The organism is Megasphaera sp. NM10, from assembly GCF_000417505.1.
GTDB lineage: Bacteria > Bacillota > Negativicutes > Veillonellales > Megasphaeraceae > Megasphaera > Megasphaera intestinihominis.
This window is the reverse complement of record NZ_APHY01000003.1, coordinates 15159-30349: the sequence shown is the minus strand read 5'-3', so window position 1 is coordinate 30349 and position 15191 is coordinate 15159. Positions and strand designations below refer to the sequence as shown.

At 56.9% G+C, this 15191-nt stretch carries 11 protein-coding genes; 1 reads left to right on the top strand and 10 read right to left on the bottom strand.

The features are described from left to right. Positions 1-7: 7 nt before the first annotated feature. The 5 genes from aroF to NM10_RS00645 form a co-directional block, all read right to left on the bottom strand. Complete coding sequence (gene aroF, locus NM10_RS00665) at positions 8-1030, bottom strand: 3-deoxy-7-phosphoheptulonate synthase (protein ID WP_020309704.1); 1023 nt, start codon at positions 1028-1030, stop codon at positions 8-10. Positions 1031-1462: 432 nt separating this feature from the next. Further along, a complete protein-coding gene (locus tag NM10_RS00660; protein ID WP_239639540.1) occupies positions 1463-2341 on the bottom strand; it encodes a polysaccharide deacetylase family protein in 879 nt (292 codons plus the stop codon). A 30-nt stretch (positions 2342-2371) separates the two neighbouring features. Then, complete coding sequence (yqeC, locus tag NM10_RS00655; protein WP_020309702.1) at positions 2372-3160, bottom strand: selenium cofactor biosynthesis protein YqeC; 789 nt, start codon at positions 3158-3160, stop codon at positions 2372-2374. Between the two features lie 21 nt (positions 3161-3181). Then, a complete protein-coding gene (locus NM10_RS00650; RefSeq protein WP_020309701.1) occupies positions 3182-3994 on the bottom strand; it encodes an FAD binding domain-containing protein in 813 nt (270 codons plus the stop codon). 27 nt (positions 3995-4021) lie between these two features. After that, positions 4022-4762: a suppressor of fused domain protein gene (locus NM10_RS00645; protein ID WP_020309700.1), complete on the bottom strand. Its 741-nt coding sequence runs from the start codon at positions 4760-4762 to the stop codon at positions 4022-4024. Positions 4763-5064: 302 nt separating this feature from the next. On the opposite strand from NM10_RS00645, the gene NM10_RS00640 reads away from it, so the two are divergent. Further along, positions 5065-5250, top strand: coding sequence for a hypothetical protein (locus NM10_RS00640; protein WP_036200724.1), 186 nt, complete (start codon positions 5065-5067; stop codon positions 5248-5250). Between the two features lie 9 nt (positions 5251-5259). Here NM10_RS00640 and sdaAA read toward each other — a convergent pair whose 3' ends face one another. From sdaAA to NM10_RS00615, 5 genes are all read right to left on the bottom strand, one after another. After that, positions 5260-6144, bottom strand: coding sequence for an L-serine ammonia-lyase, iron-sulfur-dependent, subunit alpha (gene sdaAA, locus NM10_RS00635; protein ID WP_020309699.1), 885 nt, complete (start codon positions 6142-6144; stop codon positions 5260-5262). 10 nt (positions 6145-6154) lie between these two features. After that, positions 6155-6814 carry an L-serine ammonia-lyase, iron-sulfur-dependent subunit beta gene (gene sdaAB / locus NM10_RS00630; RefSeq protein ID WP_020309698.1) on the bottom strand — a complete coding sequence of 220 codons (660 nt, stop codon included), beginning with the start codon at positions 6812-6814 and terminating at the stop codon, positions 6155-6157. A 21-nt stretch (positions 6815-6835) separates the two neighbouring features. Beyond that, on the bottom strand, positions 6836-10471 hold the full coding sequence (addA, locus tag NM10_RS00625) for a helicase-exonuclease AddAB subunit AddA (protein WP_020309697.1): 3636 nt from the start codon (positions 10469-10471) through the stop codon (positions 6836-6838). After that, on the bottom strand, positions 10455-13865 hold the full coding sequence (locus NM10_RS00620; protein ID WP_020309696.1) for a PD-(D/E)XK nuclease family protein: 3411 nt from the start codon (positions 13863-13865) through the stop codon (positions 10455-10457). Before NM10_RS00620 ends, addA begins: the two co-directional genes overlap by 17 nt. Positions 13866-14102: 237 nt before the next feature. After that, positions 14103-15086: a 4Fe-4S cluster-binding domain-containing protein gene (locus tag NM10_RS00615; RefSeq protein WP_192813528.1), complete on the bottom strand. Its 984-nt coding sequence runs from the start codon at positions 15084-15086 to the stop codon at positions 14103-14105. Positions 15087-15191 lie beyond the last annotated feature (105 nt).

The following is a 15191-nucleotide window of genomic DNA, read 5'->3' as shown; positions in this document are numbered from 1 at the left end:
GTATCCCTTATATTTCCCGGCCGACGACGGGTGCCAGTTTGCGGAGCGAATCCATGAGGTCGGCGAACATGGCCGGCGTAATCGACTGAGCGCCATCGCACCAAGCCCTGTCCGGGTCGTTGTGGACTTCGATCATCAGGCCGTCAGCCCCGGCAGCAACGGCGGCTTTGGCTAGGTCGGCTACCATCCAGCGCTTACCCGTCGCATGGCTCGGGTCGACGACGATGGGCAGGTGGCTCTGGCGTTTGACGGCCAGGACGGCACTCAAGTCGAGGGTGTTGCGGGTGTACGTTTCAAACGTCCGGATTCCCCGTTCGCAGAGGATGACGTTGTGGTTGCCTTCGGCCATGATGTATTCAGCCGACATGAGCCATTCTTCGATGGTCGCGCTCAGGCCCCGCTTGAGCAGGACCGGCTTGCGCGTCTTACCGACGGCTTTGAGGAGGTCGAAGTTCTGCATGTTCCGGGCCCCGATCTGGATGATGTCGACGCCATCTTCGAGGAAGACCGGCAGTTTGTCGGCCGACATGATTTCCGTAATGACCGGCAGTTTCGCCTTGCGGCCGGCGTCGCGGAGCATGTCGAGGCCCTTGTTGCCTAAACCCTGGAAGGAGTACGGCGAAGTACGCGGCTTGAAAGCACCGCCGCGAAGGATGTTGGCACCGGCCTTGGCGACGTCGTAGGCGACGCCTTCGATCTGGTCCGGCGTTTCAATGGAGCAGGGACCGGCGATGACGGCAAGTTTCTTGCCGCCAATGGTCACGCCGCTGTTACCGACGGGAATGACCGAATCCTGGGGATGGAACGCCCGGCTGGCCCGTTTGTACGGGACTTCGACGCGCATGACCTTGTCGACACATTCATAGCTCTGTATCTGTTCGACATCGACGACTTCCGTATTGCCGACGAGGCCCATGACAGTCTGGCGGGCGCCTTTACTGATATCGACCTGCAGGCCCTTGGCCTTGATGGCATCGACTAATTTTTTCGCTTCTTCTTTCGGTGTGTTTGCTTTCAATACAATGATCATAACTTTTTCCTCCATTCCAGCAACAAAAAAAAGCAGGCTCACATGAGCCTGCTTCTAAGATTCTCGTTTATCGCCTTTTCCTCGCGTCTTGCTTAGGCAGCCATAGCCGGCTGGCACGGAAAAGGTGGAAGTCTTCTCATGCTTACATCGGTTTTATTGAATTCGTCGTAGCAAAAATAACCAGCGCTAAAATACAGGTAGCCCCAGCTAAAATAAGTAAAGACGTATTCAATTACCTGATGTAAGAATGACGTGTTCATAGGAATCTCCTTGTGCAACATTTAAAAATTCGTTGTCGTCATTGTATACCCCGGGGAAATAATTGTCAAGGTAAAAAAGCAGGGATTCTCTGTATAGATATGAGAATCCCCGTGGACAATCGTTTTACTGACGGATATATTGTATACTATTTTCGCATATCATCTATGTCTTTTACCAAGAAGGCGGAATGGCTGTCGTGACGACGCGGAACGTATAGCCCTGCCCTTTCAGGAGATGGATGATGTCCGGCAGGGCGTCGACGGTCGCACCGTGGCCATAGGCATCGTGCATGAGGATGACCAGATGGCGATGGAGATAGGGCCGCAATTGCAGCTGCTGCTTTATGTTTTCCACTTCTTTATCGGCTGTCTTGCCCGTCCCGTCAGCATCGCCGGTCAAGGCATTCCAGCCGACTTCGATATAGCCGATGTTGTTGATAGCCGTCCAGAAGTCCTTGGTGAAGTGCCCTTCCGTACCGCCAGGGGCGCGAGAAATGATGGGCCGGACGCCGAGAATCTTATAAATTTCTTCTTCTGTCTGCAAGAGCTCGTCCGTATAAGCCTTGGGCGAAACGTATATTTTCTTATAATCATGCGTATACGAATGGACGCCGATGGCATTGCCAGACTGGTAGATTTTCTTGACCACATCAGGGTAGCGGACGACATTCTGGCCGGTCAGGAAGAAGGTAGCATGGATGTTTTCCTTTTTCAGGATATCCAGAATGCGCGACGTATTCTTATCGTTCGGGCCGTCGTCAAAGGTCAGATAGACGACGTTGTCACCATAATAATAATCCCGCGTCTTGCCGTATGTCGTGGGCAGGCCCTTTTCCTGACGCTGCCGGGTCGTATATTTATCGTACACCGGTTTATCATTATCGACAGGAGGCAGGGAGAAATCATCACCGATCAGAGCTACGTCAGGCTTGCTGGAAAGGACCTGCGGCACCGGGATATGCCGGGCTTCGGCCGCTGCCATGACGCGGTCGCGGTCGAAATTCAGGAAAAGCCCCAGCGAAGCCAAGAAGAAAAGTAAGATACATCCCAAAAACAGTCTGCCTTTTTGTTTCATTTTTGCTTACATCCGTTTCTTTTTGACATTACCATAGTGAATATACTGGCGTATCGTACACGTTTCCCGATAGCCATCGGCCAGGACGCTGGCCGTCAGGTCGAAGTCTTCCAAATCGTCGAGGAGGGCTTCGGTCATGCGGTGCTGGACGGCATTATAGCCCGTGCAGAAGAGGATCCGCGGGCAGCGCACGCCGCGGAACAGTCCCCGCGGATGCTTGATGAGCTTGGCCAGCATGGCCGGCGTAATGACAGCGCCGCAAGGACGGCCCATGATGGCCGCTGCCGTTTCGACGCCTTCGATTTTTTCGGCGCTGATGACGTTGCCCAGCATCTGTAAATTGAGGACACCGATGACGGTATCGCAGGAAGCCGGCAGGGGTACATCGTCTGCCAGCGGGGCCTTGAGCCACTTATTGCCGGCTGCATCGCCTTCGATGAGGATGTACCAGGCCGGGTGGCGCATCTTGATGTCATCGATGACCTTGGGGTCGAGGCCGATATAGCGGTCCTGGTCGTCGAGGCCGGCGAACCACGCCGGGACGTGGCCGGCGGCAATGCGTTCAGCGCAGAAGGCTTCGCCCTTTTCCATATCTTCCGTGCAGATGACGTCAAAGGGTTCGACATTATCGACACGCGTGCTGTCCATGGGAACGATGCTGCTGACCATGATCGGCAGATGACCGCCGTGGCCGTAAGTCCCCAGCCGTTCCAATACGGTCGTCTTACCACCGGCACCGACAATAGCCGTAATGCCGGGTTTCAACATACGTCGCCAACGATTATCTTCAAACATGAAAGTACCCCCTTCTGGAATTCACTTCTTCACAACATAACGATTATAGCCTTTCCAGGCCGATTTGATGAGGCCGCGGACCATATCGATGGTCAGGGCCCGCCGTTCTTCTTCGGAGCAGGTGCCGAAATTGCCGAAATCGAGTTCTTCACTGGCCAGATGGGCCACATTTTCTTTGACGGCCATGCCCTTTTCCGTCAGTTCTTCACTGGCCGAGCGGGCAATGGCAGCCAGGCCGGGACGGCCGCCGACGACGATGCACCACGAATCTTCCCGCATGGCGACGGCACCGACCAGATACGGTTCATCTGCCGGCAGCTTGCGATAGGCTTTATAGGCCGTATAGACAGCTTCTTTGGCAATGGAAATGCCCGTTACCAGTTCACCCATGGGCGGGCAGTGCAAATAGTCATCCAGGCTCATGCAGCCTTTATCCTGCAGCTGTACATCGACGTGGAGGGACAGGAGGATCGGCAGGAGGACGGAAAAAGGCGCTTTCCCCGAAATGACGCCGCCCAGCGTGCCGTAGCGCTGGACGTTTTTATCGGCTACGTCACTGATGGCCTTGCTGATGGCTCCGCCGGCAAACTCCTGGATGACCGGGGAAATCTTGATCTGCCAAAGCGGTGTCATGGCGCCGATGACGATGTCGTCTTCCCGTTCTTCGATATACTGCATCCCGGCTTTCGACAAATCGACAGCCAGGTCATAATGGTCTTTTTTATATTTCAAGCCCTGCGTTCCCGCCAGGAAAACAGCCGACGCAGCCTGCCGATAAGCAGCGTAGGCTGCGGCCGGATTATCCGGGACCAGGGTCGTCGTACTGGTAATCACGATACTGAAAATCTCCTTTCTGCCTAGTTAAGGGATGTCGTCGAAGAACCAGTCTTCCAGGGCCACGTTCGGCCTGTCCTTGTTGAGCAGGAAAGACCCGCCACATTCATCGACGACAGCATCGACAAGGGCGTCGACGCCGATGTCGCTGCACAAATCCATTTCTTCTTTATATAAAAGGATGGGCATGAGAAGTTCCACCGTCGTACCATCGGCCATGGAAACGCCGCCCAGCTGACCTTCAAACTGGACGATGACCAGGCCGGACAGAGCCGTATCCCTGGCAAAAGGCTCATGGCTTTCCGAGTTGGGCAGGAGAAAGCCATAGGACATCCACACATCATGGACGTGCGGGAACCGCCCCAGCTCCATGAGCAGCCAGATGGGCCAGGCTTCTTCGTCGTTTAGGGAAATATCCCAGTCCTTGCGGAAGGGCCAATCAGCCGGCAGGATGAGGCAGAGTTCGCCGTAGCCTTCTTTCCCGGTCACAAATTCGCCAGCCGGGTAATGCATGGGCGCGGCACTCATGCCGATGGTATGAAGGAGATAGAAGGGTTCTTCTACCGTAGGATATAAGAGCTCTACGTCCACTGCCAGCGGCGTCCCGTCCGGGTCCTGGAAGACACTCCACTGCCGATGAGGAAAGAGGCTGTGGAAATAAGCCTGGACGGCGCGGCCATATTCCTCGTGAGGCCGCTGTATCTTCAAGGTGTCCATCAAGGAAAAAAAGCGAGGCCATCGATAGGACGTAATCGGTAAGGTACTCATCGAATCCCCCCTTTTCGTTATATTCAGCTTCATTATAACATAAATGAGCCCGCTCTGGGCAACCAAAAAGGGGCGCCGCGAACGCGAAGCCCCTCTCCACTATCATGACGATAGACTTTTTAGCCCTCAGGGTTCGTGCCGGAGGGATTCACTGAATCTCATCGCCTGTTCAATTGACGGGATATATCATATCAATAAATAGGGAAATTGTCAAATCACAGCGCCTTCGGCGCGCCTTGTAAAAGGCAGGACGGTATAGTAGAATAAAGGAGAATGGAACGCACTATATTAACCGCAAAGGGATGACTACATTGAAGGTACGCTGGGTAGAATTAAACCGTTTTGAAGCTGAACTGATCCTCGAATTCGCCTGCCAGCCCAAGGATGCTCCCGTTTCTGCCAGCCTGTGCCGTATGATATACCGCCGTCTCGAAGGCCAGCCGGCACTGGCACAGAACCAGCCGGGACTCCAGGACGGGGAGGCGTAAAAGGCAGCCTCACTCTTCCATCGCTTTTTCTAATCGAGCGGCGATGGCCTTCCCCGTTTCGGTCCGGGCCAGGCCGCCATCGGAGGTTTCTTTCAGGGCGACTGGCATGAGGCGGCCGATTTCCGCCATGGCCGCAATGACTTCATCTGGCGGGATGACGCTCTTGATGCCGGCCAGGGCCATTTCAGCAGCCGCCAGGGCTTCAACGGCAAAGACGGCATTGCGCTTGACACAGGGCACTTCGACCAGGCCCGCTACGGGATCGCAGGCCAGGCCCAGCGTGTTTTTCATGCACAGGGCAAAGGCCTGGAGGATCGTATCGTTATCGCCGCCGGCCATTTCGGCTACGGCCGCTGCCGCCATAGCCGCAGCCGTCCCACATTCGGCCTGGCAGCCGCCGACGGCACCGGCGACAGAGGCATTGCGGGAAACGACGGCGCCGATACCCGCTGCCGTGAACAAAGCATCGACCAGTACGGGACGGGGCGTCTGCATTTCTTCGGCAGCGGCCATCATGACGGCCGGCACGATGCCGCAGGAACCGGCTGTCGGGCAGGCGACGATTTTGAACATCTTGGCATTGGCTTCACTGACGGCCAGGGCATAGACAGCCGCCTTATGCGCCAAGGGGCCCAGTAAATTCGGCGCCTTTTCAGCCAGTTTATGGGCATCGCCGCCGACGAGGCCGCTGACCGATTTTCCCGGGTCCTTCATGCCGGCATCGATGGATTCCTGGAACACATCGAGACGGCTGGCCATGATGGCCCGTACTTTTTCTTCCAGTTCTTCTGACGACTCTACTTCATGACGCACGACGATGTCTGACAGAGTCGTCTTTTCTTTTTCTGCCAGGGCCAATAAGTCATGAAGGGTCTTATATTCATATTTATACATCTTATTCCTCCTAGAGCGGCAGCAGCGTGACGACGCTTTCAATGGCTGTAATATTCTGTATCATGTGGACGATTTCATTGGGAACAGGGCTGTCCGTGCAGACGATCATGACGGCTGTTTCGTTCTTGGCACTGCGGAAGACGCGCATATTCGATACATTGATATGACCGATGGCCAGGACCGTCGTCGCCTGGGCGATGATGCCCGGCTGGTCCCTGTGGACCGTAATCAGTGTATGTTCTTCCCCATTCAGGGCCACTTCTGCCCCGTTGATTTCGCGGATTTCGATTTTACCGCCACCCAGGGAGACGCCGAGGACTTCCATCTTCCGGCCAGACGCGCCGGTCATGGCGATGCGTACCGTGTTGGGATGGTCCACTTCTTCATCGGACCGGTGGAATTCAATAGCCAGGCCCTGGTCTGCGGCAATGGCAAAGGACGTGCGCAGGCGGACATCGTCGGCAGAAAAGCCGAGCAGGCCGGCGACGAGGGCCCGGTCCGTACCGTGACCCTTATAGGTCTTGGCAAAAGAACCATAGACAGTGATGACCGCCTTTTTCGGTTCATCTTTCAGGATTTCCCGGGCCATGAGGCCAATCCGGGCGGCACCCGCCGTGTGGGAACTGGACGGCCCGATCATGACAGGGCCGACCACATCAAAAACTCCCATGAGAAAACCTCCTTACAGTTTTTATAGTCTGATTTCTTGTTGTAGATGTAAGCTATAAATGTACGTTTCTTCGACGGGCCGGTGCGTAATCTGTTCGACAGCCCGCTTGTATAATGCCAGCTGGACGGCATAGCGTCTGCGGAAGGCGTCTGCCGTTTCCAGCCGGTCCGACTTATAATCGACGAGGATCCAGGCATCATCTTCGCGGAAAAGGCAGTCGATGACCCCTTGGATCAAAATCTGTTCGCCCGTTTCTGTCTCAGGCAGAGGATCGCCGCCAGCTAACAGGACAGTGAAGGGATATTCGCGATGCAGCTCCGGCGATTCGGCCATGCGCCGGCCTATATCGGACTGACAGAAAGCTGCCAGGACCGGCACATAGACCAGCTTGGCCTCTTCCCGGCTCAACAGGCCCTGGCGGACAAAGGCGTCGATTTCACGACGCAAAGTCGCCGTCGTCTGATCGGCAGCCGGCGTGATATACTGCAAGGCCTTGTGCAGGGCCGTCCCGCGCTGAGCTCCGCTGACAGCCGCTTCTTCTCCGGCCAGCCAGGGCGGCAGGGCGGCAAAGGCATCGTCCTCACCGGGCGCCGGCGGGATGACGGCCGCAGCCGGGACAGACAGGGCGGCTTCGTCTTGCAGTTCATCGCTGTGCAGTTCCTGATATCGCCGCTTGACTTCGGATACGGAAAACTTGGCCGCTGTCCGGACAGCCTGGGGATAGGCATACTGCCAGGATAACTGTTCGTCCAGCCAGGACGGGACAGGCGTGCCGGTCAAGTCGCCGCGCCGCAGGGCTTCCAGCCGCGGTTCCCCATCATAGGCGCCTTCTTCAACAGTCCCTGCCGGGACGGCCTTGGCGATGCGCACCTGCCAGACCGCATCCTGCCAGGCCGCACCGGGACGGGCATAATCAGCATCGGCCTTGGCCCCGAAGGGGGCCAGGGCAGCCGGCATGACCCAGTCGAAATACGATTTGGCCTGAGCCGGATTGAGGTGGCTCGTCCAGCGCTGCCAGTCACGGTCGATGTGGCTGCTGTGGCCCGTCAGGATAAGCTGGTCCCTGGCGCGGGTCATGGCGACATAGAGGATGCGCTCTTCTTCGGCCGTCCCTTCCCAGCGCAGCTGGGCGGCGATACCGCTCCAGATGAGCGTCGGATAGGATATGCGCCATTCCGGGTCATACTGCTTGAGACCGATGCCCAGGCGATTGTGAAAGAGTATCTGGTCCTGCGTGTCGCGGCGGTTGAAGGCCTTGCCCATATCGGCGACGAAGACGACGGGGAATTCCAGGCCCTTGCTCTTATGGATACTCATGATGCGCACGACGTCTTCCTTTTCACTGACGACTTTAGCCGGCGCCAGGTCCAGGCCGTCTTCTTTCATCTTATCCATGAGCTGCAGGTAGCGGAAGAGGCCGCGGAAGCCGGCTTCTTCGTACTGCCGGGCCCGGTCGTACAGGGCTTTCAGATTGGCCTGGCGCACGTCGCCGCCAGGCATGGCCCCGACGAAGTCGACATAAGCCGTATCATCATACAGGCGCTGCAAGAGTTCTGCCACGCCGTGGCGGCGGCTGTACGTGCGCCACGAATCAAAGGCGGCCATGAACTGCTGCAGGTCCTCTTTTTCATCTACGCCGTCGGGCAGCGAAGCAACAAAGGCCGGCAGGTTCTGCCACAGCGTCCCGTCACCGGCCAGGCGGACACCGGCCAGGGCCGTCTCATCCAGGCCGACCAAAGGCGACCGCAGGACAGCCGCCATGGCCAGGTCCTGTTCGGGATTATCGATACAGCGCAGGAGGGCCAGCATGACCTGGACTTCGACGGCGGCAAAATAACCGCCACTCTGTTCGGCATATGACGGGATGCCTCCTTCCTGCAGGGCCTGGATGAGGACGTCGGCCTTGCCGGCCATGGAGCGCAGGAGGACGACGATATGGCGATAAGACAAGGGCTCCAGCGTGCCGTCTTTGCGGGCTGCCATGCGGCCGCTGGCCAGGAGCTCGCCGATGCGGCCGGCAATGAAGCGGCATTCCTTTTCAAAGGCCGTGCTGCCGTCGTCGTCTTCCTCGTCACTCGGCGTCGGCACGATGTCGACTTCGACAGGCCCGCCGATCCAGCGTTCATCGTCCGGAGCCTGCCGGCCGGCGTAGAGTTTTTCCCGTTCACCATAATCCATGCCGGCCGCTTCTGCCGTCATGGCCCGCGAGAAGACAGCGTTCACGGCGTCGAGGACGACCGGAACGCTGCGGAAATTCCGCCCCAGGTCGATGCAGCGCTGCACGGCTTTTTCATCGCGGCTGAAAGACTGGTATTTCTCCAGGAACAGCGTCGGGTCGGCCAGGCGGAAGCGATAGATGCTCTGCTTGATGTCGCCGACCATGAAACGGTTGTCCTCACCGGAAACGAGGCGGGTAATGAGTTCCTGGACGCCGTTCGTATCCTGGTATTCGTCGATGAAGACCTCTTCATACTGGCTGCGCAGCTCTTCGGCTGCCGCCGACGGCACGGGATGTTCCGGCGATGCATCGGGGGCGAGGAGGATCTGCAGGCAGAAATGTTCCAAGTCGCTGAAATCGATCCAGCCCTTTTCCTTCTTCGCCGCCCCATAAGCTTTGGCAAAATCCAGGGTCAGCGTCACCAGGCCATCCATGACGGGTTTCATGGCCCGCATGCCGTCGAGCCATTCTTCCGGCGTCGCCGAGAAATAGACGGACTGCAAGGTCTTGATCACGTCTTTCTTGACATCGTCGCGCACTTTCTTGCACCGTTCCCAGACGGCTTTATCGTCATCCGATAATTTCCGCAGTGACTTCAGGCGCGGGAAGTCGATGGCCCGGACAAAGCGGTTCAAATCATTCCAGGACCGGGCCTGGGCGGCCTGCCGGAGAGCTGCCTGTTCAGCCACGAAGGTATCGCAGGCCGGCGCAAAGGCTTCGCGCTGGCGCAGGTGATAGAGCACGCCGTCATAGAGGTGGGCATCTTCTTCAAGGATACGGCGGACGGCATCCTTGATGGGGCCGGCCCAGACCATATCGTCGATGACGGCGTCCGGCGCCACGTCATAAGCTCGGGCTGCCTCTTTCAGCCAATGTTCCGGCCAGGCCAGGCTGCGGGCATAGGTATACATGCGGCTTACTGTATCCATGAGGATGTCATCGCCGCGGTCGCTGCCAAACATATCGGCCAGCGGATAGAGGATGGACGCTTTCTCATCGTCTTCATAGTAAGACAAGAAGACGTCTTCCAGGACCTGGCGGCGCAAGAGGTTCAATTCTTCTTCACCGGCAATGGAAAAAGCCGGATCCAGGTCGATGGTATAGAAATACTTACGGATGACATGCTGACAAAAAGCATGGAGCGTCGAAATCTGGGCCGATGGCAATAAGGCCAGCTGGCGTTCGACGCGGGGATCCTTCGTTTCCGACAAGGCCTTCATCAGGGCCGTCCCGATGCGGTCGCGCATTTCGGCCGCGGCGGCCTTGGTAAAGGTGACGACCAGTAATTCCGTAATATCAATGGGATATTCCTTGTCCAGGAGGCGGCGGATGATGCGTTCCACCAGGACAGCCGTCTTCCCGGAACCGGCCGCCGCCGACAGGAGCAGCGTCTGCCCCCGGCTGTCGATGGCTGCCTGCTGCTCATTCGTCCAGGCCATGTTCGTCATCTCCTTCATCAAACATCTTTTGAATCATCTCGTCTGTATCTTCCCGTCCCGCCGCGTCATACGTATTGCCGGCAACGGCGACATCGAACCGGCAGACCGGCCGGTAAGGGCAATAGCTGCACGGCGCCTGCTGGCCCATGAGGATGGGATGGATGGAAATATCACCGTCGCCGATATGGCCGGCAATATCGCGTATCTGCCGGGCCGCCCAGTCGAGCAGGTGGCTCCAGCCTGCTTCATTATAGAGCGTGTGGGACGAATCGCTCAGGGTCCCGTCTTTTTTCAGCCGCAAGTTGAGGAAATCGGAAAAGCCCTGCATCGACGTATCCAGCTGCTGCATGACCTGGCCGTCGTCGAGGTAGAAACCGGTCAGCTTCCCTTTGGCATCGTAGAGTTTCTTCTTGTCTTCCTCACTGACGCGGTATTCCAGGGATACCTTATCATTGCGGACGTAACAGTATAGGACGGCAGCCGGAATGGCATCGCCGCCAATATTCAGCAAAGCCACGAACATATACGTCAAAAGCTGCAGTTCCAGGCCCGTGAAAATCTGGCTGATGTCGAGCTGTTTCCGGCCGGACTTATAGTCGATGATGACGACGTATTTATGGTCCCCCTGGCGCAAAGTATCGATGCGGTCGATCTGGCCGGTGACGACGACTTGCAGGCCATTCTTCAAGGTAAAGCGCAGGGCTTCCCAGGGACTGCCCGGACGGCCGAAGGATTTTTCCAGCCCTTCCATATGGAAATCGGAAACGGCACTGAAAGCGCTGAGGCGTCGTACCGTCCGGGTCAGGGTCTGGATGAGCCGTTCCTTTATCTGGGCGAAATAGGCGTTGGACATGAGGATATCGTGCTGGACCTGCGGCGCCAGTTCATCCGTCGCCTGGCGGCAGATGGCCGGGACGTCTGCGTCGGGAATGTCATGCCACTGTTTCTGTTCCCGCAGCAGCCGTTCCCCGATGATGCGCAGGGCGCCGTGGACCAGCATGCCCAGGTCTGGTGCAGCGAACTGATAGCGCGGCCGTTCTTCCAGGCCAAGGCCATAGCGGGAAAAATAAGCAAAGGGACAGCTGCGGTACTGCTCGAACTTAGTGACCGACCCGCGCAGCGTCCCGTCCGGCGCAAAGAGGCGGCGCACCAACGATTCCGGCAGGGTGACAGGCAGGTTCGTATGGAACAGGCCCTGGACGGCGCGCACGGCCTGATGGCGCCAGCCATGCTGCCAGGCCCAGTCATAGAGGGCCCACCATATATCCCCGACAGCTTCGCCATTGGCAGCCGGCCGCAAGTGACCGGGAAGGTAATCGAGAGCCGCCGGCAGGGCCAGCAGGTAATCCCCTTCCCGGCCGGGCTGTACCTTGGCCTTTTGGCGGATGATGTCAGCTACATAGCCTTTATCCCGGAGCTGATGGATCCACGACGCTTTTTCCATGGCACTGCCGTCATCGTCAGCGACGACGTAAGATATGATGAACCGTTCCGCAGCCCGGGTCGCCCCTAAATAGAACAAGAAGCGTTCCTGGAAAGAGCGGAAGCGGCTCCCCGGTCCGAGGACGATGCCCAGATCAGCCAGGCGGTGCCGTTCTTTATCGCTGAACAGCCCTTCTTCCTGGCTATGCTGAGGGAAGACGCCGTCATTGACACCGCAGAGAAAGACGACCTTGGCCTGCATCGTATAGCCTCGTTCGACAGCCGTCAAAGTGACGTGATCCAGCGTCGGCGGGATAAGGCTGAACTTCAAATTGGCCAGGCCATCTTCGACGATTTGGGAAAATTCATCGAGGTCCGTTTCATCGTCACCGCAAAGACTGACGATTTCATTGAGGAACGTCCCGATACGCTTCCAGACCTGCTCGTGCTCCTTGCCTTCTTCGGCAAGGCCCGACTGCTCATCTTCTTCCTGCCACTGGCGCAGTACTGACGGGATGTCCAGCCGGCACAGCCAGTGATACAACAAGGTACACCAGTCGCGCAGGCTATGTTCTTCCTGGGCTTCTTCCCAGCAGGGGAACAAAATGTCCCGCACGCGCTGGCGTATGGCATTCATGCGCTGGAGGTGCGCTTCTTCCCGTTCGTCGATGACCTGGGGCTGTTCCTGCCGGCGGCCGTAAGTCCACTCAGCATCCCTCAGCCAGTGACGCCCCTGGATGCCGTAAGCGAGGCAATAGTTTTCCAAATCGTCGACGTCATGGCGGCTGACGGGAAAGAGGTCCGTCTTGAGCAGGCGGAAGAGCGACTCATGAGACCAGCGGCTGCGGAAGACGCCGAACAGGGCGGAAATGGCCTCGGCGGCGGGATGGCTGGTCATAGGCCGGCGATAGTCGCTGAAGCAGGGAATCCCATAGCGCCGGAAAATGCGTTCGACCCGGTCGTGGTACAAGTCACTCGTCCGGGCCAGGACCAGGAAGTCGCGATAACGATAGCCCTGACGGCAGAGCGCTGCGATTTTCCGGGCAACGCTGTCGATTTCTCCATCCCTGTCGGGACATTCCCAGATTTCCAGGGCCGATACGGGCCGGTCCATGCTGGCCGGGACGGTCTGGAAAAAAGCATCGCGAAAGGCCGTCAGCGGGCCGGCCGGCCGCTTTTCGACGACAGCCGTTTCCATATGGGGAAAGAGTGTCTTTATATCGCGATAGACTTCGTAAGCCCGGTGGAACAAGGCCGTTTCCCGCAGCTGCTGTGCCAGATGCGCTTCATCGATGGTCAGGGTAATCGTCACCTTCGAGGCTGCGCGCTCTATCTGCCGCAGGATTTCCATCTGCTGCGGTGTGAACCACTGGAAGCCATCGACCCAGACATGGGCGCCCTGGAGGAAGGAATAATGCCCGATTTCCCGGGCCAGCAGAGTCATCGTATCATCTGCCGAGCCGAAGTGGTCTGCCAGAAAGGCCTGATACGCTTCATAGAGCCGGGAAATATCTTCCAGCTTGTGCGACAGGGTCGGGCTGGGGACGGCTTCAGCCGCCTGGCGCAGGGCTTCCGGCGTAACGCAGAAAGACCGGCATTCCCATAAGAAGCGGCCTGCCGTATCGGCAAAATTCGGCTGCCTGGCCGCCGTCTGCAAGACGGAAAATTCTTTCTCCCCTTTGTGCAGCAGGCGCTGCAAAATGATTTTGCGGGCTAACTCCGACAGCGACGCGTGTTCCAGGCCCCGTTCCTGGAAGACTTTATAAGCCAGCCGGGAAAAGCCGAGAACCTGCGTCCCTAAAAAGCCCTGTCCATCGGAACTTTCGGCGAGATGGCGTTCGGCACCATATGTCGCCTGGTCCGGGACAAGGAGCAGGGTCTTGCCACCGGCAGCCGCGCAGGCCTGTATCTCCCGATAACACTGCGTCGATTTGCCGCTTCCCGCCTTGCCCAATAATACTGTAACGGCCATGAACGTACCTCCTTACATAAAAAATCGATTATCTCTATTATACCCGATTTCCACTGGAAAAGAACAGTAAAAAAGAGGCTGTCGCATGAAGACAGCCTCTTTTTTGAGTTTTAAGTTTGTAGTTTTTAGCGAATGGTTTTAAATTTAAAGCCATCTTCTACAAACTACAAACTCCGCACTACAAACTAAAATTAAAAGAACCACGCATGCCGGCCAACGCCTTCACGCGGCAAAAAATCAATGGAAAATGGCGCAGGCCGTCTTGAGGAAGGGCAGGCGTTTGCTCAGGCCCGTCCGCGACCGCTGGATCCATTTGAGGTCATACGGTTCAAAGACGACATTGCGGTAGGCTTCGATGTCCAAGGGCGTCCCGTCCCAATCGGAATGGATGGCCCCGGTCTGCTTGATGAGAATATCATAGAGGATATCGTATTCCTTATCGTCCCGTTCATCCCGTTCGATGACCGTACTGTACGGCAGGGTCTTATGATAGGTCAGTTCCATGCCTTTGTAATCGAAATGGAAACCGCAGCGCATACGGCAGCCGTCGAGGCCCGTATAATCGGCGATTTTCTTCAGGTCATGAAGGATATGGTCATGGCCTTCTTCATATAAATTATCCGGCGTCGTTTCCGTATAGTCGAAACGAAACTGGATTGATGCCCCATCAATCTTGCGGAACCGTTCCAGATACGGTTTGAGCTGGTCTGCCGGATATTTCTTGTACAATACGCAGTTGATGCGGAACGGAACAGCCAGGCGGCTCAGGAGGCCATCATTCGATTCCTGTACATAGTGCTGCATATGGCGCGATACGTTGATGCAGGTGATCTTATGACGGTTGCGTTCCGTAAAAGCGACGATGTCGTCTTCTGACTGATTCTCAAAGACGGGCAGCGTCGTATTGATATATACCTTGTGTGTCACAGGAATACAGTCCAGCATGCGCTGCAGCGATTCCATATTGGCAAAAGGTTCACCGCCAGTGAATACGAAATCACAGAACGGCGTCAAGCTGTCCATCAGGCGGATGCTCTGGCAGATGGCTTCTTCAGAAAAACCCGTCATATCTTCATATTCCGCCTTGTTGATGCAGAACGGGCAATGGTTGTGACAATTATAGGGCACGAAAACCGTGACGGTAGCGCCGCCGTTCCGTGTCTTATACGGGTGGACCACACGCGGTACAGTTGTTGCGGCCATGCTGATTGTTGTTTTCATTCTTTTTTCGCCTCGAATCGTGGATAAGATCCCAAGCTGTTCCCACACTGCAGCAAGATGGAAAGGAAAGTATTTTTTCACCTCACAGCAGACAATCTTGTGACC